This window comes from Bacillus sanguinis, from assembly GCF_018332475.1.
Lineage (GTDB): Bacteria > Bacillota > Bacilli > Bacillales > Bacillaceae_G > Bacillus_A > Bacillus_A sanguinis.
Window position 1 is genome coordinate 1 of record NZ_BOQB01000154.1, and the last position, 20,917, is coordinate 20,917.

Genomic DNA, 20,917 nt, shown 5'->3' on the forward strand with positions numbered 1-20,917 from the left:
TTATGGTAACGTACAAGATAAACAATCAGGTAAAAAATATTATGTGAATATTGATTGGGTAGATAATGAGGGCTGGAAACCAGTACTTGTTCAAACTCTAAACTAAAAAAGAGAAGCTCCTTAGGAGCTTCTCTTTTTTAGTTAGCGTAATTTCTTTAATTTAAAATGAACAACTGCGCTATAATATGGTCTTTTGCTTTCGGGATCCATAACCATTTGATGCGAGATGTGGTGAACTTCAAGCATAAGCGCTTTATTATTATCGATTTGTTCGCTAATTTTTCGTTCCAAAGAAGCTAAGTCTCCTGCTTCGAAAAACTCTACTTTATCTTCTAACATTTCAAAGGTAAATGACACGAAGACGCCCCCTCTCCTATGTAATCAACTATAGTGTAACAAAGAAAAGAAGGAAATACCATGTACATTTCAATTGACATTTTTAGAAAGAGGGAATATCATACTGATAAAACCGATAAGAAAAAGGGGAATTTTTATGGGTACAGAATTTAATGGTTTATTTGATGAGTGGGCTCATACGTACGACTCATTTGTACAAGGCGAAGATATACAATATAAAGAAGTTTTCGCCCATTATGAGGACATTCTAGAGGATGTAGTTAACAAGTCATTTGGTAATGTATTAGAATTTGGTGTTGGTACTGGTAATTTAACAAATAAATTATTACTTGCTGGCCGCACAGTTTACGGTATAGAACCGTCACGTGAAATGCGCATGATTGCAAAAGAGAAATTGCCAAAAGAATTTTCCATTACAGAAGGTGATTTTCTTTCGTTTGAAGTCCCAAATTCAATTGATACCATAGTAAGCACCTACGCATTTCATCATTTAACAGATGATGAAAAAAATGTAGCGATTGCGAAGTATAGTCAATTGCTAAACAAAGGTGGTAAAATAGTGTTTGCTGATACGATATTTGCAGATCAAGATGCATATGATAAAACTGTTGAAACAGCAAAACAAAGAGGTTTTCATCAGTTAGCAAATGATTTGCAAACGGAATACTATACACGTATTCCGGTCATGCAGTCTATTTTTGAAAACAATGGCTTCCATGTAACGTTTACGAGATTAAATCATTTCGTTTGGGTAATGGAGGCAACTAAGCAATAGAAAGAGGGATTAGATTGAGAATTGCTGTAATTGGAGCAATGGAAGAAGAAGTACGTATTTTACGTGACAAATTAGAACAAGCAGAAACAGAAACGGTTGCGGGTTGTGAATTTACGAAAGGACAATTAGCAGGACATGAAGTAATCTTGTTAAAGTCTGGTATTGGTAAAGTAAATGCAGCGATGTCAACGACAATTTTATTAGAAAGATATAAACCTGAAAAAGTAATTAATACTGGTTCAGCTGGTGGCTTCCATCATTCTCTAAATGTTGGAGATGTAGTTATTTCAACAGAAGTTCGTCATCATGATGTAGATGTAACAGCATTTAACTATGAGTATGGTCAAGTACCAGGAATGCCTCCTGGATTCAAAGCTGATGAATCATTAGTTGCATTAGCTGAGAAATGTATGCAGGCAGAAGAAAATATTCAAGTTGTAAAAGGTATGATTGCAACAGGTGATTCATTTATGAGTGATCCGAACCGCGTTGCAGCAATTCGTGATAAATTTGAAGATCTTTATGCAGTAGAAATGGAAGCAGCAGCTGTTGCACAAGTATGCCACCAATATGAAGTTCCGTTTGTTATTATTCGTGCACTTTCTGATATTGCTGGTAAAGAATCAAATGTTTCATTTGATCAATTTTTAGATCAAGCAGCTCTTCATTCTACAAACTTTATCGTAAAAGTACTAGAAGAGTTAAAGTAATGTAACAAAAAGGCAACTGTCTCATATAAAGAAAATACATACAGTTGCCTTTTCTTTATTGGCAAATAAGGAGGAGAACACGATGAATGTATATCGTGGAGTTCATGAGTTGATTGGTCATACACCAATTGTAGAAATTACTCGTTTTTCACTTCCAGAAGGGGTCCGTTTATTTGCAAAGCTTGAATTTTATAACCCAGGTGGAAGCGTTAAGGACCGTTTAGGAAGAGAATTAATCGAAGATGCGCTAGAAAAAGGGCTTGTAACCCAGGGTGGAACAATTATTGAACCGACTGCTGGAAATACTGGTATTGGACTGGCACTTGCAGCGTTACAACATGATTTACGCGTTATTGTTTGTGTACCAGAGAAATTTAGTATTGAAAAGCAAGAACTAATGAAAGCACTGGGCGCAACGGTTGTGCATACACCGACTGAGCAAGGAATGACCGGTGCAATTGCTAAAGCAAAAGAGTTAGTAAATGAAATACCGAATTCATACTCTCCAAGTCAGTTCGCAAATGAGGCAAATCCTCGTGCATATTTTAAAACATTAGGACCTGAACTGTGGGACGCATTGAATGGAGAGATTAACATATTTGTTGCTGGAGCAGGAACTGGCGGTACATTTATGGGGACTGCATCTTACTTGAAAGAAAAAAATATAGATATTAAAACAGTTATCGTAGAGCCAGAAGGATCTATTTTAAATGGTGGTAAGGCTGGTTCACATGAGACCGAAGGAATTGGACTGGAATTTATCCCGCCATTTTTGAAGACATCTTATTTTGATGAAATTCATACAATTTCTGATCGAAATGCATTTTTACGAGTGAAAGAATTAGCGCAAAAAGAAGGACTTCTCGTTGGAAGCTCTTCAGGAGCAGCATTTCATGCGAGCTTACTTGAGGCAGAGAAGGCAGCACCAGGTACAAATATTGTAACCATTTTTCCAGATAGCAGTGAGCGCTATTTAAGTAAAGACATATACAAAGGATGGGAATAAAAAATGAGAGCAAAGACAAAGTTAATTCATGGTATTCGCATAGGAGAACCTTCAACTGGATCTGTAAACGTACCGATTTATCAAACAAGTACGTACAAACAAGAAGCAGTTGGTAAACATCAAGGATATGAATATTCACGTACAGGCAACCCAACACGTGCAGCTTTAGAAGAAATGATTGCTGTATTAGAAAACGGTCATGCTGGATTTGCATTTGGCTCAGGGATGGCTGCTATTACAGCTACAATTATGTTGTTCTCTAAAGGTGACCACGTTATTTTAACAGATGATGTGTATGGTGGAACGTACCGCGTTATCACGAAAGTGTTAAATCGCTTCGGTATTGAGCATACATTTGTAGATACAACAAACCTAGATGAAGTTGTAGAAGCGATTCGTCCAAATACGAAAGCGATTTATGTGGAAACACCAACGAACCCATTACTGAAAATTACTGATATTAAGAAAATATCTACTCTTGCTAAAGAAAAAGATTTATTAACAATTATTGATAACACATTCATGACGCCATATTGGCAGTCGCCGATTACTTTAGGAGCAGATATTGTGCTTCATAGTGCAACGAAATATTTAGGAGGTCATAGTGACGTAGTTGCAGGTCTAGTAGTTGTAAATAGCCCACAACTAGCAGAAGACCTTCACTTTGTACAAAACTCAACAGGCGGTATTCTTGGGCCACAAGATAGCTTCTTACTACTTCGTGGTTTAAAAACGTTAGGAATTCGTATGGAAGAACATGAAACGAATTCACGCGCTATTGCTGAGTTTTTAAATAATCATCCAAAAGTAAATAAAGTATATTACCCAGGTCTTGAATCACATCAAAACCATGAACTAGCAACAGAACAAGCAAATGGTTTTGGTGCAATTATCTCATTTGATGTAGATAGTGAAGAAACATTAAATAAAGTACTAGAGAAATTACAATACTTTACACTTGCTGAAAGTTTAGGAGCAGTAGAAAGTTTAATTTCTATCCCATCTCAAATGACACATGCATCAATCCCAGCAGATCGCCGTAAAGAATTAGGGATTACAGATACATTAATTCGTATTTCTGTCGGTATTGAAGACGGTGAAGATTTAATTGAAGATTTAGCCCAAGCGTTATCATAATAAAAATGCACTGCTAATATAGGGCAGTGCATTTTCATTATATTTTTGTGAAATATTTCACAAAAAAGACATACACAAATGAAATGATTTCATGTATATTAAATTCATGAAATGTTACTCACGAACAAACTTGTGAAAAGTTTCACAAACAATGAGGTTCATGTAGGAAAGCAACTCTATTTTTTTGTGCTAATCGGGACTTATTATGACCTCTAGGGTCTTATTTAGTCCTTGATAGCAGAATAGGAGGAATTTACATGGTAGTCAAAGAGAAAGTTGTAAATGAAATGCAGGAAGTAAAAGAGATGGTTGATACGTTAGTGAATAACGGTCGAAAGGCTTTACAAGCATTAGAAAGTTTTACACAGGAGCAAATTGACAACATTGTTCATGAAATGGCATTAGCAGGTGTTGATCAACATATGCCACTTGCAAAGTTGGCTGTTGAAGAAACAGGTCGTGGTGTATACGAAGATAAATGCATTAAAAATATTTTTGCTACTGAATATATTTGGCATAGCATAAAGAAAGATAAAACAGTAGGGATTATTCACGAAGACCCTCATGAAGAAATAATAGAAATTGCGGAGCCCGTCGGTGTAGTAGCTGGTGTAACGCCAGTAACGAATCCAACGTCGACCACGATGTTTAAATCGTTGATTGCGATAAAAACGAGAAATCCAATCATTTTCGCATTTCATCCTTCCGCACAAAAATGTTCTATTGCAGCGGCGAAAACAGTATATGATGCAGCGGTGAAGGCGGGGGCACCAAAATATTGTATTCAGTGGATTGAAAAACCTTCTGTGGAAGCAACGAAACAATTAATGAATCATGAAGATGTTGCGCTTGTTTTGGCCACTGGAGGAGCAGGTATGGTGAAATCAGCTTATTCTACTGGAAAACCAGCGCTAGGTGTAGGTCCTGGTAATGTACCATGTTATATAGAGAAATCAGCGCATATAAAACGAGCAGTTAATGATTTAATTTTATCAAAAACATTTGATAACGGTATGATTTGTGCATCAGAACAAGCAATCATTGTGGACAAGGAAATTTATGATGATGTGAAAACAGAAATGATTGCAAACAATTGTTACTTTGTAACAGAGGAAGAGAGAAGAAAATTAGAAAAGCTTGTTATTAATGAAAATACATGTGCAGTAAATAGTGATATTGTAGGGAAATCCGCACAGTATATTGCCGAATTAGTTGGAATTACTGTGCCTGAAAATACAAAAATGCTTGTAGCTGAAATACAAGGTATCGGAGCAGCATATCCACTATCTCGTGAGAAATTGAGTCCAGTATTAGCTTGTGTAAAAGCAAATTCATTAGAAGAAGGATTTACATATTGCGAAGAAATGTTAAATCTCGGTGGTTTAGGACATTCAGCAGTCATCCATTCTGTAAATAAAGAAGTGCAAAAGCAATTTGGATTACGTATGAAAGCTTGCCGTCTCATTGTAAATGCTCCTTCATCACAAGGTGGAATCGGTGACATATATAATGGATTTATTCCGTCACTTACGCTTGGTTGCGGTTCGTACGGAAAAAACTCAGTTTCTCAAAACGTAACAGCGACGCATTTATTAAATGTAAAAAGGTTGGCAAATAGAAAAAAGAATATGCAGTGGTTCAAATTGCCACCAAAAATTTATTTTGAAAAACATGCAACAGCATATTTGGCAAATATGCCTAACATTTCACGTGCATTTATTGTAACGGATCCAGGTATGGTTGAGCACGGATATGTAGATACGGTCTCGCATTATTTACGTAAACATGCAAATGATGTAAAAGTTGAAGTTTTCTTTGAGGTCGAGCCAGATCCATCAGATGAAACTGTGTTTAAAGGTGCGGAAATGATGAGAAGTTTTAAGCCAGATGTAATTATCGCACTTGGTGGCGGTTCAGCTATGGATGCCGCGAAAGGGATGTGGCTTTTCTATGAGCATCCAGAAACAACATTCTATGGAATTAAACAGAAGTTTTTAGATATAAGAAAACGCACATGTAAATATCCGAAGTTAGGAAGTCAGGCGCAGTTTGTTGCCATTCCAACAACATCAGGAACAGGGTCAGAAGTGACACCGTTTGCGGTTATTACAGATAAGAAAAATAATATAAAGTATCCGCTCGCGGATTATGAATTAACACCAGATGTAGCAATTGTTGATCCACAGTTTGTAATGACAGTACCACCACATGTAACAGCAGACACTGGTATGGATGTATTAACGCATGCAATCGAGGCGTATGTGTCTGTTCTAGCAAATGACTACACAGATGGATTAGCATTAAAAGCGATTGATCTCGTATTTAAATATTTACCAAGGGCATTTAAAGATGGAAATGATGAAGAAGCACGAGAAAAAATGCATAATGCTTCTGCAATCGCAGGGATGGCATTTGCAAATGCGTTCTTAGGTATTAATCACAGTTTAGCGCATAAAATTGGACCAGAATTCCATATTCCGCATGGGCGTGCGAATGCAATTCTTATGCCGCACGTAGTTCGCTATAATGCTATTAAGCCAAGAAAACACGCATTGTTCCCAAAATATGAGCACTTTGTAGCTGATGAACGCTATGCACATATTGCGAGAATGCTCGGGCTTCCAGCAAGTTCGGCGGCAGAAGGTGTGGAATCACTCGTCCAAGCGATTATTGAGCTTGGAAAAAGTTTAAATATAAATATGAGTATTGCAGGACAAGGAGTTGCTAAAGACCACTTTGAAGAGGTTGTTGGATTATTAGCAGAAAGAGCTTTTGAAGATCAATGTACAACAGCTAATCCCAAATTACCTCTTATTTCAGAGTTAAAAGAAATTTATTTGGAAGCATATAAAGGTGAGTAATGGTTATGAAAGAGTCGCAATAAAGCGGCTCTTTTTCATTTGGAAATCATCTCCCAGAATGGCTGTATTTACTGGTCTTTAAGTTTAATAGAATATGATACAGTGAAATGGAGGAGTGAGAATATAATGAAAGAATTACAAGAAAAAATAGAAGATTATACTCGATTCGGACAAATCCTTCTTGCTGTAAGTACATTGTTAATGGTTGGCTTATTAATTCCGAATGAAGCAAAAGAAACACTACAATCTTTTGTTATGATGGGGAGCACCATTATATTTTTAAGTTTATCATTCTTTTTCTTTCAGCGTGTGAAAGTGATGCGAGATCAGTTAGAGGGAAATGAATGTGAGTAATATTATGAAATAGAGCACTACGAAAAGAACGAATCTTTTTGTAGTGCTTTTTGTTTTTTGTAAAAAATGTATGCGGTTTATATTGACAATGATAATCCTTATCAATTAAAGTAGAATAGTAGTTAATGATTATCATTATCAGTTAGAGGTGGAAGAATGAAAAAATCTATTACGCTATTCACAGCGATTTTATCTATTTTTTTCTTATTAATAGGTTGCAGTGCAAAAGGAGACGAAAAAGCATCTGCAACAAAAACAGAAAAAGGAAAAGAGAAAATCGAAGTTACCGACCTGTCAGGAAGAAAGGTAACATTCGATAAAGTGCCAGAGAGTTTTGCAACATTAAGTATGGGAGACATGAATATTATTCATGCGTTAGGCGGAAAAATAGTAGGTCGTCCGGATGCAAAAATAACTCTTCCAGAGGATATAAAGAAAGTTCAAGTAATCGGGAATGCGCATCAGCCAAATTTTGAGCAAATTGCTAGCTTAAAGCCAGATGTACTTATTGCTAACAATGGATTCCAAAAGAACATTCCAACGGTTGAGGGACAAGGAACGAAAGTAATGATTTCTTCTGCGAATTCAGTACAAGATATTCAAAAGAATATTGAACTATATGGAACGATTATGAAGAAAGAAGATAAAGCAAAAGAACTTAACCAAAAAATTAATGATCAAATGAAGAAATATGAGAAAAAAAGAGATGTGAAAGCATTGCTAGTGTATGGAGCACCAGGTACTTATTTAGCAGCATTACCAACATCTTTATCAGGTGATATTTTAGAAAAAACAGGCGGGAAAAATATTGCAGCTAATTTTCCAGAAATGAAGGAATATCCGCAATATGCGCAGCTAAGCGTAGAACGCATTATTGAGGCGAATCCAGATGTGATTTATTTAATTACACATGGAGATCCAAATAGCGTTAAAAAAGCATTTGAAGGCGAAATGATGAAAAATGAAGCGTGGAAAAATTTAGATGCAGTAAAGCAAAATCGTGTAGTTATTTTGCCACCAGACTTATTTGGATCAAATCCTGGAACAAAGGTTACAGAAGCGATGGACTTTATGTATAAAAGTATACAAGATGTAAGGAAATGATAAGTATGGATAGTAGTGAAGTAGTAAGGGAAAAGGAACATCCTTTTGCGAAAAAAAGGTGGGTAATAGCAGTTACTTTAGTTGTATTAACGATTCTAGGCCTTTTTTACGGTCTTTTCGCAGGAAGCCTATCCTTTTCTTTACGAGATATTCTAACAGGGATACAAGATGAAGGTTCGACGGTTCATCGAATTGTATGGGACCTTCGTATACCAAGAGTGCTCGTTGGATTTATAGTAGGAACATGTTTAGCAGCATCTGGTGCACTGTTGCAAGGGGTTATGAGAAATCCTCTTGCAGACCCTGGTATTATCGGGGTTTCATCTGGAGCAGGTCTTGTAGCAATTGTAATTATGATTTTATTCCCTCAGCATATGGCATTTTTACCGCTCGGGGCGTTTTTAGGAGCTTTCATAACTGCGATGGTTATTTATGCTTTATCATGGCAAAAAGGGGCACCGCCTTCAAGGATTGTCTTAGTAGGTGTATCAATCAATGCATTAATTGGAGCAGCGACGTCAGCGTTAATGTTATTACATAGTGATAAAGTACAATCCGTGTTACCTTGGTTAGCAGGTGGCATTGGTGGTGTAAGTTGGGCACATTTAAACATGATTATTTACTATGCAATATTCGCTATTATATTAGCCTTCTTTGGTATAAAGCATATTCGAGTATTAATGCTTGGAGATGAAATGGCGAGATTATTAGGTCATAACGTGGAAAGAAGCCGGTTTTATTTAATAGTAGTAAGTACATTACTAGCTGGAATTGCAGTTAGTGTTTCTGGTCTTATCGGATTTGTCGGTCTTGTCGTACCACATATGTTACGTTTATTAGTTGGAAATGACTATAAATATTTACTGCCGTTATCATGCCTTGGCGGGGGGATATTACTTGTTTTCGCGGATGCGATAGCTCGAAGTTGGTTCGATCCAATTGAATTGCCTGTTGGTATTTTATTATCCTTCTTAGGCGGTCCGTTCTTCTTATATTTGATTCATAGAGGAGGAAGACGACGTGATTTCCGTTAATAAAGTGTTTTACGCACATTCTGAAAGATTTCAAATGCAAAATATGAATGTACATATTAAAGCTGGAGAAGTCGTTAGTTTAATTGGACCAAATGGATCGGGGAAATCTACTTTGCTTCGTTTAATGGCAAGACTGCTTAAACAAAGCGAAGGGGATATCATTTTAGATGGAAAAAGTATTCATACGATGAAAAGTGCCGATGTAGCGAAGCAATTAGCGATGTTACCACAAATGCATGATCATCAATTAGATTTAACAGTGAAAGAATTAATCGAATTTGGAAGAGGCCCCCATAAATCCTGGAGCGGTCGCTTAAATCAAGAGGATGAAAACATTGTTGATTGGGCATTGTCTGTTACAAATCTTGGAGGGTATGAATATCGTCTTTTACAATCTTTATCAGGAGGAGAAAGACAACGAGCCTGGATTGCGATGACACTAGCACAACGTACAAATGTCTTATTATTAGATGAGCCAACAACTTTTTTGGATATCGTTCACCAATTGGAAGTAATGGAACTTGTGAAACGATTAAACGAGGAGTTTGGCATGACAATTGTAATGGTTTTACATGATATTAACCAAGCGGCTCAATATAGTGATCGTTTACTCGTATTAAAGCGAGGGCAGCTTCAGTATGACGGTATACCAGAAGAAGTGTTATGTCATGAAATGTTTCAACGTGTGTTCGGCATAGAGGTAGATATTTTTCAAGGAAGTGACAAGCCATTTTTCACACCAAAACGAATTTCTAAAAAAGGAGGAGCAAGATGCGAACAGAAGAACGTATTACCACTGAGTTAGTAAGAGAATTTGTTATGGCAGCTCACGGAGATTTAGAAAAAGTACAAGAACTGTTGGCTGAATCGCCAAACTTACTTCATGCCTCTTACAATTGGGGCGGATCAGATTGGGAAAGTGCGTTAGGAGCAGCGGCACATGTAGGTCGTAAAGATATTGCTCTCTATTTACTAGAAAAGGGTGCTCGAATGGATATTTTCGCGGCCGCGATGCTTGGAGAATTAGAAGTTGTACAATCTATTTTAGTAGCACAACCAGAGGCATTGCGTGCATCGGGTCCACATGGTATTTCCCTTCTTCAACATGCACGAATGGGTGGAGAAAAAGCACAGCGTGTATTTGAGTACTTAACGGTGCTCTCTTAATGACCGCAAAGGTTCTTATGTGCGGTAAACTTTTCACTTTCATATAATTGAAAAGTTTACCGCCCGTTAGAACGGGATAAGTATCTAGTATATTTGAAAATCCTACACCCCCCTCAATTGTAGTTTTCTTTATGCTAGTTATGATATGGATGCAGTAGACAACATTTGTCTACTGTCTTTTTTTATTCTTTTGAGATTGAATATTCTGTATTTCGTCTTTAGTTCCTTTATAATAGATAGTAACATTTAGTATATATCCAAAACATGATCGTGTAGTTAAGTACAAATTCGTGGGAAGGAGTGCAGAGATGTTTCATACAGATCGTTTACAAATTCGCAAATATACAATGGATGATTTACAGTTCTATGCTTCGCTATGGGGAAATGAGAAGGTAATGCGCTATATTGGAAATGGGACGTTAAAAACATATATGCAATGTAAAAAAAGTTTGGAAGAGTGGGTGATTCCTAGCTATAAAAACGGTCTCGGTTTATTTGTATTGATTGAAAAGGAAACGGGAATAAGAATTGGTCACGCAGGATTAGTAAAGCAGCAAATAGATGGAAAAGAGGAAATTGAAATTGGTTATTGGTTACTACCTCAGTATTGGGGAAAAGGGTATGCGAAAGAAGCAGCGGCAGCATTTCGAGACTATGGCTTCCAAGCGTTACGAATGAATAAATTAATTTCTCTTATTAATCCAGACCACCCCGCCTCAATCTTTGTTGCTAGAAAAACAGGGCTTAGTTATGAGAAAACAATTTCATTTCATGGGATGGATGTTCTCGTTTATTCCATTAAACGCGTTGGATGAAAAAGGGTAAACTGCATCTTTTGAAGAATGGTATATAAAAATAAAGGGGGGATTACATGTATATTTACCATAATGGACTTATTATTCGTGAGGGAACGAATGGTGTACCTGCATATGCAATTAAGACTTTATTCGAAGATGCCGGTTGGAGCAATGATTATATCCCTTCTTGGCAAATTGAAAAATTTACGATAGCATTTGAAAATTCAACATGGGCATTCACAATTTGGGATGAAGAAGAGATGATTGCGATGGTTAGAGTCATTTCTGATGGAATCATGGTTGCAAACATTGTAAATTTAGTTGTGAAGTGTGAATATAGAGGACAGGGATTGGGTAAGAAACTTGTGGCCCTTTGTTTGCAGAAGCTGCCACATGGCGACTGGTTTGCACATACATCTGCGAGTAATTTTGATTTTTATAGAAGCTGTGGTTTTGAGGTGAGAGAGTTATCGAGAAATGGAACGTGTGCGTATTATGGGTATCAAATAGCCAAAAAAGATGGGCACCAATAAAGAAAAAGTAGTATAGAAAAATGCTCGCTATTTTAATAATATAAACTGAACTAAGACTCATTTTATGGTAAAATGAAAGAAAATTCTGTTTATTATTAGGGGGATAAAAATGAGTGTAAAAGTTGGGGATGTATTTAAATACGAAAGAAGATTTACTGAAGAAGAGGTTTTTGAATTTGCAAATATTACAGGAGATAAAGGTAGGCATCATATGGAATATGATGAAAATGGACGTTTAATGGTTCATGGTTTATTGACTGCTAGTATTGGAACAAAAGTGGGCGAAGAATTACATTACATAGCCAGAGAATTAGTAAGTGAGTTTATTAGACCAGTTTTTACAGGCGATACGATCACTTGTGAATTAACTTTAACAAATATTGAGCAGATGGAAGGATACAAAAAGGTTTCAATCGAGTCAGTTTATCGCAATCAACACGAAAAAACCGTACTAGTTGGGACAAGCTATGGAGTTATAAGGGGATAAAAAAGAAGCCTGATTTACAGGCTTCTTTTTTATTTAATACACACGTTTTCGATTTTCTGCATGGCTAGAGATAAGTAATAATGCAGTTTCTTCCCCTATATTACGAACGATATGAGGAACACATGCATTCCAGGAGAAAGAATCACCTTCTTCTACAATTGCAATATCTTCTCCATGTTGAACTTCTAGTTTGCCGCGTAATACAAGGTGACATTCTTCCCCTTCATGTGCATTTGGGGTATTTTCTTTCGGAAATCCAGCAGGAATTTCTACGAGATTGAGGCGAAGGCCACCCTGCTCTGCAACATGCTCAATTCTTTGTTCATCTTTTCCGTATACACTGTATTTACGCTCTACCTTTTTGACAACTTTCAAGCGATCTTTTTGTTCTAATAATAAATAGGGCAGGGGAACATTTAAAAAATTGGAGATCGTTTCTAAAGTGGAGATAGATGGTGATGTTTTATTATTTTCAACCTGACTCATAAATCCTTTAGAAAGACCTGTTCCCTCACAAATTTGTGCAATTGTTATGCCTCTACGTTGACGAATCTCACGTATTGCAGAACCAATATTCATAAAATCAAGCTCCTTTTTGTAAACAACTATTTGTATCATAGCAAAAAAAATATATTTTTTCCCAGTGAAAATGAATTGACGAATAAAAAAATTTAGTGTATGTTTTGTAATGTAAATAAAAGTTTTGTATAAGAAAACTATAAAGGAGAGAAAGAAATGAATCAACATATCGGTAACTTAATTATTCGTATCGTGTTAGGGGTAACGTTCTTTATGCACGGTTTAACAAAATTCCAATCGGGGATTGACAATATTGCAGGATGGTTCACAAGCATTGGCTTACCAGGAGGACTTGCATACGGTGTAGCAACAGCGGAATTAGTTGGCGGTCTATTATTAATTCTAGGTTTAGGTGTAAGATATATTGGATTATTATTTGCACTTGTTATGGTTGGAGCAATTGTAAAAGTAAAATGGTCAGCTGGCTTATTAGGAGATGGAAAAAATCCTGGTTTCGAATTAGAACTTGCATTGTTAGCAATGGGTGCGTACTTATTTGTTGCGAAAGCAGACGGTTTTGTAGATAATTTCTTAAAAGAGAAACTGTCAAAAAAGAACTAATTTAAATGGGGGTATAACAAGATGAGCTTTCAACTTCATCCCGAAACAACACTAGGTGTTGTTCATTTATATGTATCAAATGTAAAGAAATCACTAGAGTTTTATACAGAAGTATTAAGCATGAAAGTGCTAAAAGCAGATGAAATGGTCGTTACATTTGGGAATGAAAATGACGAACCACTCCTTATCATTGAAGAAAAGAAAGAAGCTTTACCAAAACAAAGAGGGAGAACCGGGTTATATCATTATGCAATTTTATTACCAAGCAGACAGGATTTAGCGAATATTCTTCGTCATCTTGTAGAAATGGTATATCCACTGCACGGCGGAGCCGACCATTACTTTAGTGAAGCCCTTTATTTAGCTGATCCAGATGGAAACGGGATTGAAATTTATCATGACCGCCAAAAAGAAGTTTGGCGCGATGAGAATGGAGAGCTACCATTTGTTAGTAACCCGTTAGCTGGTGAAGAATTATTACAGCAAGGAAGTGCGTGGAATGGTTTTCCAGCGGGTACTGTGATGGGGCATGTTCATTTCCATGTAGCTGATTTAGAAGAAGCGGAACGTTTTTATGTTGATGGTCTTGGTTTTGAAGTAACAATCCCAGCTCGTAATGGGGCGCTCTTTGTATCGGCAGGTGGCTATCATCACCATATCGGTTTAAATACGTGGCAAGGTGAAGGAATACCACCGCAAATGCAAAATTCCGTCGGCTTAAAATATTTCACAATTGTACTAGCGGATGAAAAACAAAAAGAGCAAGTATGTGAAAGTTTAAAAAATATTGGCAAGGTCGCTACGTACAAAGATGGAATATTACAAGTAGAGGATCCGTTTGGACATTGTATCCATTTCAAAATTAAAGGAGAAGCCTAAAAAGGCTTCTCTTTTTTTATTTTCGTATAATCGCTTTTTCATTTTGGAGAAATAGTTCATCAAATTGTTTGGCAAGCTCAAAATCGAGTTCCGTTAAACCTTTTGCATTCCATGATGACAAAGTAATAATGACTGCTTTATATTGGATAAGGATAAAGGGATGGTGATTATGTTCTTCTGATAGTTTGGCGGCTTCAGAGACAAATTCGACTCCTTTTAAGTAGTCGGAAAACATATATTTTCGTTCAATCCATTTATCATCTTTTATCATCCATTTATTTACCTTCAATAATTCCTCTTGAACTTCTTCCTCAGTTAATCGTAGCATCATTTTTCACATCCTTTATATGTAGTAGTGCAAGACCATTGTTAATAAGACGTGTTACAGATTCATCAGTTGTGAAAGTGGAAAGTTGTTGTAATAATGCTGCGGATGTTTCATGCCCTTTGTTATGCTCTAAAAGCAATTCTAATATTTCAAGGCGAAGGAGCCATTCTTTTGCATAAAATTTATTTAATACTTCTTGAATTGCTACTAACTGTTCGATATGTGCGTCGTGTAAAATGCCCTCATTTCGAATATCACGAACTGTTTGATACATACGATCTAGCTCAGTTAATGTAAGAGATGCTGGAGTTGTTTCTATTTTTTCATCAGTTGGGAAAAACGATGCTGCATCTGCAGCTCCTGGGAATACAGAAGTGATTTTTGAGCCAACAGCCATATCAAAAGCACCCCATGAAGCATCAAATAATAAACGGTCTTTATAAGTAACTGTACAATCGATAAAGGAGATAAGAGTGATCTTTTTATCGTTCTTTTCAATTGCTGTTACCGTTCCTTTTACATGGATACCACTTGTGAAAGTAAATGCTGCTGTATTCCCAATTGTAATTCCTAATGATTGTAATTGTTCATCTGTACAATTTTCTAATGCAATATTGTCAGTAAGTAATCCAATTGGCGTTCCAAAGCCATCACTGTGTACAGCGGTAGAATGATTCTCTAGTTGTTTATTATGAATTGCTAATGCAGTTGGCGAATTTGTACGCATGTAAATCACTTCACCTGCATCGTTTTCAATTGTTTCATTGAATGTACCTGTAATTTGTAGTCCACTATTTAGCTCAGCAGTTGCATAGTTTTCAGAGCGAATCGCTTTTTCTAAACCTTCTTTACCACCTGTTTTAAAGGCCATCGTTTCAGAGAATTTCTCAAGTGCTTCAGTCAACTCTTCAAATGATTCACAAACAAATAATTGTGGTTGCATTTTTGTTACGTCATAAGTTGTCCCTGTACATGCTTTGATGGAAAATGGAACTTTTTCTACAGCATCTGTTAAGCAATGTTTGCTTTCACCGACAGAGGAAAGGAGACCAGCACCATAGATTTTTGGATTGTCTATATGTCCGATTAATCCATATTCTACAGTCCACCAGAAAAGACGTGAAATTTGTTCAGCTTCTGATAAACCAGAAACTAAGCTTTGCTTTTCAATTACAGCATTTTCAGCAGCTTCAACTTCTTCAGGAGTAGAAGTAGGACTTTCTTTTACAATCGTTAATGTACGAACAGCTTCAAACGCCTCATGTTCTTCCTTTGTAGAGAAAGCTTTCGCACCAATTTGTCCAAAGCGTTTTACATATTGTGCATATGTAGGATCAAGCAAAATTGGTGCGTGGCCTGCAGCTTCATGAACGATATCAGGAGCCGGTGTATACTCGATATTTTCTACTTTACGAATATCTGTTGCAATTGGTAATAATCCGTGCCCCTGAAAATCGAAAAATGCGACACCCGGAATAAGTCCATCAATCGTTACAGCTCCCCAGTCACTTGGTGCTAAACATTCATTCATTTCTTCTACCTTAGGAATTGCATCTATATTTATACCAGATGATTGTAATCCGTTCACGTAGGCTGGATGGGCAACGTCTTTTAAGAAACTATGATTTTGTCTCATAATGTAACGCCATACAGCGTGGTTCACCGGTGTGTATTGATCATAATGCTGTGTGGATACGAATGGTTTTAAATGTGATGGAATTTCTGTTTTCTTTGTCATTTAAACATCCTCCTTGTTTTCTATAAAATTTGAATATCTGATTTGTATAGCTCGTAATAACCCCTTTTAAAATTGTAAGCGCTTATAATTTTATCATAAAATTCTGAATTATTTAATATTTGTTTGCGTGAGAAATAGAAAAAGCCCCTATCGGAACATCCGATAGGGGCGGAAGAATCGGGTTACTATCTTATTTCACTTCTAAATCAACATTTAACTTAGATGTATTTCCAGCTGCATCAGTTGCTACAATCTGAATTGTATTCTTTCCTTCTTGTAATTGACTACGATCGAAATAAATGTCATAGCTTTTCTCCCAAGGGTTCAGGAATGCCTGTTCCCATACACCATTTCCATTGATTTCATACTGTAGTCTCACTGGAATTCCAGGTGCTACCCAACCAGATTCTGTCATCCAGTCTAGTAGAATATCATCCACTTTTCCTGTAATTACAAGGTTTTCTTGGTCAACCTCGTATGTTAACTTAGGTGCAGTTCTATCAAGAAATACAGCAGCTGTTTGTTTTGTTTCCCCACCAGAATTAGAGGCAACTGCTTCGATTTGGTATAGACCGTCAGCTAACGGAGTACCATCCGCTTTTGTACCATTCCATTTGAAAGATTTGTATCCAGCTGTTTCATTTTTAGCTTGATGGAGAATTCCTTGGTATGTTACACGTTCTTTTGTAACTAAATTTGCATGCAATGTTACATCATCCACAGGTGCAACTAAATAGTAGTTGATGAGATTATCGTCTAATATTTGGTCACCATTTGGACTAAACGTAGAATTAATAATTTCGAGTCCATCTATACGTTTGTAATCTTTAGGGTCGATACTAAACGTAAATGGAATGCGAGTTTCTTCCTTCGTTCCTTGGTCTTTTACATACACATTCCCAGTATATACACCTTGAGGGAGCGAACTATCGACAGTGATAGTAAATGGTTTTTCGGTACTACTATTTGGCTGTATGCTAATCGATGAAGGTACAGAAGTTTTTAATTTTGTTTTTGTGTTTGCATCTAGCAATTCTACACGAGTTGAAAAACTTTTCTTTTTACTAGATAGATTTTGTAATGTAATATTTTGCGTCAGTTTTACTTTTCCGCTATTTGGCTTGATAAGACCGAAGCTGACATTGTTAGGTTTGACTAATACATCTGTTTGAGCTGCTTTCGGGATGTTAATTAAACCAGATCCTTGCGTCATAACAGGATATGTATTTTCATTGACATCTTTTAAAGTTTTTGCGGTATTGGCAAGGGATGCTTTCAATTGTTCTGTCGTCCAATCCGGATGCATTTGACGCAAGAGGGCAACCGCTCCAGCTACTTGAGGCGCAGCCATACTTGTCCCATTATGGGATTCATAGCCGCCTCTTGGTACGGTACTAGTAATTTGTACGCCAGGTGCAACGATATCTGGTTTTATAAGCCAACTTCCTTGTGAAGGTCCTCTGGAACTAAAGTTACCAATTAATTCAGTTGGAACTGGTTGTCCAATTTTTATATTTTTCTTGCGTTTTGTAATTAAGTTTTTTAACTCTTCGCCATTTGTATTTGATAATTGCATAACTGGAAGAGCTAGGTTTTCACGTGTGAAGTATTCGGGCATAATATTAATTTCTTTTTCGTTAGAAATGAGTAGTACACCAAGTGCACCAGCTTGCTTCGCTTGTTCTGCTTTTACTAACGTGCTTGAAGTTCCCTGTAAGACAAGAGCGAATTTGCCTTTTACATCTTGTTTTGCATAATCACTTGGATTGCCGTAGCCAACGTATACAAGAGGGGAATCATTTCCTATTGGGAAATCAGATTTGGATAATGGTAACCCTTGATATGTTTTGCTAGAACCTGCTACTTGGAATGTTGGGAACGGGATAGAAACGGTAGATGCTCCAACTGATATAACGCTACTTGCATTACCAGGTGCATCAACAGACCAAGGGTGTGGTCCATCATTTCCATTTGAAACAACTGCAGTAACTCCAAGTTTTGCCGCACGTTCAAGCGTTAATGTTACAGGCTGATCAGGTGTATTTAAACTTTGCCCAAGAGATAAATTTAAAACGTCAGCACCGTCTTGAATTGCTCGTTCAATACCTTGAATAATATCTTCTGTTGTACCAGTGCCACCATCATTCATTACACGATAAGCTAGAATAGATGCATTTGGAGCAACGCCTTTAATTTTTCCGTTACCAGCAATAATGCCAGCTACATGAGTACCGTGTACGTTGCCATCCATCGGATCATTATCCTCATCGACTGTATCATATCCACCGATATAGTTTGCTTGTAAATCAGGATGTGTATAGTCTACGCCAGAATCAATAATAGCGACTTTCATACCTTTTCCATCAAGCGGTTTGCCAGATGGATCTTTTAAATTCCATGCTTCAGGTGCACCGATTGTCGGTCCACCGACATTTGGCGCTTCTTCATTAGTAGTGCTTTTTGCTGTTTCATGCAATTTATATGTTAAGTTCGGATAAACAGCTTTTACCTCAGGTAAAGAAGCTAAAGCAGCAACTTGATCTCCTGGGATAGAAATAGAGAATCCAGAAAATAACGTACTATACGTTTCTTTTATTTTTGCTTTCGGTGCTTTTTCTTTAATTTTCTTTGTTGTATCCTCTTGTGCCTTTTTTAGTTGTGCATGGTATGATTGCACATTTCCATTTTTTAAATCTGGAGCATGCTGAATGTTACTTTGTGAAGCGAGTGGAGCATGTTGCAATTCTACAATGACAGAAATTTCTTTTGATGTTTTTGTTTCAACATTTTGCGCAATTTTGTTTTCTCCCCATTGTTCAATGTTCGCTTTTAACTGTGGACTAAATTGTTTCTCCTTTTGCAGCGATTCAGCATGTGCGCTTAAAGCTCCAAAACTAGAAAAGACGAGCGCCATACTTAATAGTGTAGATGTAGTTTTTTTCATTGAAACTCCCCCCTAATAAAAAGTGCCAATATTCCGAAAAATAATCTTACATTTTTGTTATGAAATATAAAATCGAATGTTGGCTAAACTATACTTTCGACATAATTCATACCAATCCTCTTTGAATTAAAAATTTCTTGGGAAATTTTTTGGGATTATGTCGAATAGGTATTTTTTACATATTGTAGGTGGACATTGAGGAATGCTATGAGGGAAATGGAGGGGTGTTATGAAACGGTTCATAGTAAGCGTTGGTACAATGTTAGTCGTATTTTTATGTTCACCCATTAATAGTAGCGCAGAAAATAATGAAGCGAAAATTGCTTTTATTCGTCATCATGACCTCTGGATTAAAGTTGATGGAAAAGAAAAAAAACTTACAAAAGGAGAGTATATAACAGGGCCAAAGTGGTCTCATGATGGAGAGTGGCTGGCATATGTAAAAGGAAAGAAACAAGGTAGTCTTGAGTTATATCGGCTGAAAGATGGAAAGAAAGTTACGCCGTTTCACTCAGAAGCATCGAATTATCAATGGTCACCAACAGAAAATATAATTGCATTTATATTTACAAGTACATTACATACATTTGATGTAGAAAAAAAGAATACAGATTTTGAAAATGTATCGGCAGGTGTAGGAGATTATGCATGGTATCCTGATGGAAAGAAGTTTTTTGTATCCTCTGAAGCACACTTACTTCCAACAGGATGGACAGGGGCTCAGCTATATGAAGTGCAAAAAGATGCACATATGAATCCTCACAAAATGAAGCATTTGTATGCATTACCAAATGAACATGATGATTTCCTAGCATTAGTTGCAAGTGGCTTTCAGTGGTCGCCAGATCAAAAGTGGATTTCATTTTTAGCAGTACCGACAGCTTCATGGTCAGCTGATAGCAATACGCTTTGCTTAGTTCGTGCAGATGGTAGTCGGTTTGAAAAAGTAGATCAAATGTTATTAAACGCACAATGGTTTCAATGGGCACCATCAAAAAATATATTAGCTTATATTGAAGGGAGCGGAAGAGTTGCGTTAGAGAATAAACATTTAAAAGTAAAAGAACTGCCAGCACTTCAGCAGAATACATTTACGCCGCAAGGATATGTTGATTGGGATTTTGCATGGAAGAACGATAACGTAATTATCGTCTCTCGAGCAAAAGAGGGAGGATTTGAAACATTGCCAGAAAAAAGGCCACTACCATCTTTATATGAGGTTGATAGTACAAGCAATGTACAGCATCGAATCACAAAGCCACCTCATAAGCAGGGTGATTATCATCCAATCTTTATGAAGAAGAGCAATCAATTAATATGGATACGTTCAGACCGTAAGAAAGCAGATGTATGGCTTGCTCATAGAGATGGAAAGCATGAAATGAAGTGGATTAAAAATATAGATGTACCAGAGTGGTATTATGAGAAATGGAATTGGGGAAATGTTATCTCGGTAAAAGAAGAATAAAAAATGTGCCTAAAAGATAATTTTAGGCACATTTTTTTATCCTTTTCGGCAAGAAGACTCCATGTGATTTGTGTTACGGGTGAAACCCAACAATTCAG

At 36.8% G+C, this 20,917-nt stretch carries 22 protein-coding genes; 17 read left to right on the top strand and 5 right to left on the bottom strand.

All coding sequences use genetic code 11. From position 1 onward, the window contains the following. Window positions 1-106 (top strand): DUF1510 family protein (locus KI369_RS17195; protein ID WP_212956741.1); only part of this gene is annotated, 106 nt, incomplete at its 5' end. Between the two features lie 35 nt (window positions 107-141). Here KI369_RS17195 and KI369_RS17200 read toward each other — a convergent pair. Continuing rightward, window positions 142-357: a YrzA family protein gene (locus tag KI369_RS17200; RefSeq protein WP_000010984.1), complete on the bottom strand. Its 216-nt coding sequence runs from the start codon at window positions 355-357 to the stop codon at window positions 142-144. 136 nt (window positions 358-493) lie between these two features. On the opposite strand from KI369_RS17200, the gene KI369_RS17205 reads away from it, so the two are divergent. From KI369_RS17205 to KI369_RS17265, 13 genes are all read left to right on the top strand, one after another. Then, on the top strand, window positions 494-1,132 hold the full coding sequence (locus KI369_RS17205; protein WP_099682943.1) for a class I SAM-dependent DNA methyltransferase: 639 nt from the start codon (window positions 494-496) through the stop codon (window positions 1,130-1,132). A gap of 14 nt (window positions 1,133-1,146) precedes the next feature. Next, complete coding sequence (gene mtnN / locus KI369_RS17210) at window positions 1,147-1,842, top strand: 5'-methylthioadenosine/S-adenosylhomocysteine nucleosidase (RefSeq protein WP_144612480.1); 696 nt, start codon at window positions 1,147-1,149, stop codon at window positions 1,840-1,842. 82 nt (window positions 1,843-1,924) lie between these two features. Continuing rightward, window positions 1,925-2,848 (top strand): O-acetylserine dependent cystathionine beta-synthase, encoded by a 924-nt coding sequence (locus KI369_RS17215; RefSeq protein WP_097906792.1) that lies wholly within the window; start codon window positions 1,925-1,927, stop codon window positions 2,846-2,848. Between the two features lie 3 nt (window positions 2,849-2,851). Further along, entirely contained in the window at window positions 2,852-3,985 is a 1,134-nt protein-coding gene (locus KI369_RS17220) for a bifunctional cystathionine gamma-lyase/homocysteine desulfhydrase (protein ID WP_212956726.1), read from the top strand. 257 nt (window positions 3,986-4,242) lie between these two features. Further along, window positions 4,243-6,846 (top strand): bifunctional acetaldehyde-CoA/alcohol dehydrogenase, encoded by a 2,604-nt coding sequence (gene adhE, locus KI369_RS17225; RefSeq protein WP_212956727.1) that lies wholly within the window; start codon window positions 4,243-4,245, stop codon window positions 6,844-6,846. A gap of 126 nt (window positions 6,847-6,972) precedes the next feature. Further along, the gene (locus KI369_RS17230; protein WP_212956728.1) at window positions 6,973-7,200 is read left to right on the top strand and encodes a YrhC family protein; all 228 of its coding nucleotides are present in this window, start codon (window positions 6,973-6,975) and stop codon (window positions 7,198-7,200) included. A gap of 156 nt (window positions 7,201-7,356) precedes the next feature. Next, window positions 7,357-8,304: a helical backbone metal receptor gene (locus KI369_RS17235; protein ID WP_212956729.1), complete on the top strand. Its 948-nt coding sequence runs from the start codon at window positions 7,357-7,359 to the stop codon at window positions 8,302-8,304. A gap of 5 nt (window positions 8,305-8,309) precedes the next feature. After that, window positions 8,310-9,338: a FecCD family ABC transporter permease gene (locus tag KI369_RS17240; RefSeq protein ID WP_212956730.1), complete on the top strand. Its 1,029-nt coding sequence runs from the start codon at window positions 8,310-8,312 to the stop codon at window positions 9,336-9,338. Further along, complete coding sequence (locus KI369_RS17245; RefSeq protein ID WP_212956731.1) at window positions 9,325-10,143, top strand: ABC transporter ATP-binding protein; 819 nt, start codon at window positions 9,325-9,327, stop codon at window positions 10,141-10,143. The genes KI369_RS17240 and KI369_RS17245 overlap by 14 nt, the downstream gene beginning before the upstream one ends. Then, on the top strand, window positions 10,110-10,505 hold the full coding sequence (locus tag KI369_RS17250; RefSeq protein WP_212956732.1) for an ankyrin repeat domain-containing protein: 396 nt from the start codon (window positions 10,110-10,112) through the stop codon (window positions 10,503-10,505). The genes KI369_RS17245 and KI369_RS17250 overlap by 34 nt, the downstream gene beginning before the upstream one ends. 308 nt (window positions 10,506-10,813) lie before the next feature. Beyond that, window positions 10,814-11,320, top strand: a complete 507-nt coding sequence (locus KI369_RS17255; protein WP_438800507.1) for a GNAT family N-acetyltransferase — start codon at window positions 10,814-10,816, stop codon at window positions 11,318-11,320. 56 nt (window positions 11,321-11,376) lie between these two features. Then, entirely contained in the window at window positions 11,377-11,835 is a 459-nt protein-coding gene (locus KI369_RS17260; protein ID WP_212956733.1) for a GNAT family N-acetyltransferase, read from the top strand. A 109-nt stretch (window positions 11,836-11,944) separates the two neighbouring features. Further along, on the top strand, window positions 11,945-12,322 hold the full coding sequence (locus KI369_RS17265; RefSeq protein WP_212956734.1) for a hotdog family protein: 378 nt from the start codon (window positions 11,945-11,947) through the stop codon (window positions 12,320-12,322). A 33-nt stretch (window positions 12,323-12,355) separates the two neighbouring features. Here KI369_RS17265 and KI369_RS17270 read toward each other — a convergent pair whose 3' ends face one another. Next, window positions 12,356-12,901, bottom strand: a complete 546-nt coding sequence (locus tag KI369_RS17270) for a helix-turn-helix domain-containing protein (protein ID WP_001020700.1) — start codon at window positions 12,899-12,901, stop codon at window positions 12,356-12,358. Between the two features lie 156 nt (window positions 12,902-13,057). On the opposite strand from KI369_RS17270, the gene KI369_RS17275 reads away from it, so the two are divergent. Together KI369_RS17275 and KI369_RS17280 are read left to right on the top strand one after the other, a co-directional pair. Next, window positions 13,058-13,462 (top strand): DoxX family protein, encoded by a 405-nt coding sequence (locus KI369_RS17275; RefSeq protein WP_212956735.1) that lies wholly within the window; start codon window positions 13,058-13,060, stop codon window positions 13,460-13,462. Between the two features lie 21 nt (window positions 13,463-13,483). Beyond that, window positions 13,484-14,341, top strand: a complete 858-nt coding sequence (locus tag KI369_RS17280) for a VOC family protein (RefSeq protein WP_212956736.1) — start codon at window positions 13,484-13,486, stop codon at window positions 14,339-14,341. A gap of 16 nt (window positions 14,342-14,357) precedes the next feature. On the opposite strand, the gene KI369_RS17285 is transcribed toward KI369_RS17280, so the two are convergent. From KI369_RS17285 to KI369_RS17295, 3 genes are all read right to left on the bottom strand, one after another. Beyond that, window positions 14,358-14,672 carry a 4a-hydroxytetrahydrobiopterin dehydratase gene (locus KI369_RS17285; RefSeq protein ID WP_212956737.1) on the bottom strand — a complete coding sequence of 105 codons (315 nt, stop codon included), beginning with the start codon at window positions 14,670-14,672 and terminating at the stop codon, window positions 14,358-14,360. Continuing rightward, window positions 14,653-16,407 carry an aromatic amino acid hydroxylase gene (locus KI369_RS17290; RefSeq protein ID WP_212956738.1) on the bottom strand — a complete coding sequence of 585 codons (1,755 nt, stop codon included), beginning with the start codon at window positions 16,405-16,407 and terminating at the stop codon, window positions 14,653-14,655. Before KI369_RS17290 ends, KI369_RS17285 begins: the two co-directional genes overlap by 20 nt. Window positions 16,408-16,597: 190 nt before the next feature. After that, window positions 16,598-19,351, bottom strand: coding sequence for a S8 family serine peptidase (locus KI369_RS17295; RefSeq protein ID WP_212956739.1), 2,754 nt, complete (start codon window positions 19,349-19,351; stop codon window positions 16,598-16,600). A 229-nt stretch (window positions 19,352-19,580) separates the two neighbouring features. Between KI369_RS17295 and KI369_RS17300 the strand changes: the two genes are divergently transcribed. Next, window positions 19,581-20,819, top strand: coding sequence for a TolB family protein (locus tag KI369_RS17300; protein WP_212956740.1), 1,239 nt, complete (start codon window positions 19,581-19,583; stop codon window positions 20,817-20,819). Window positions 20,820-20,917: the final 98 nt, after the last annotated feature.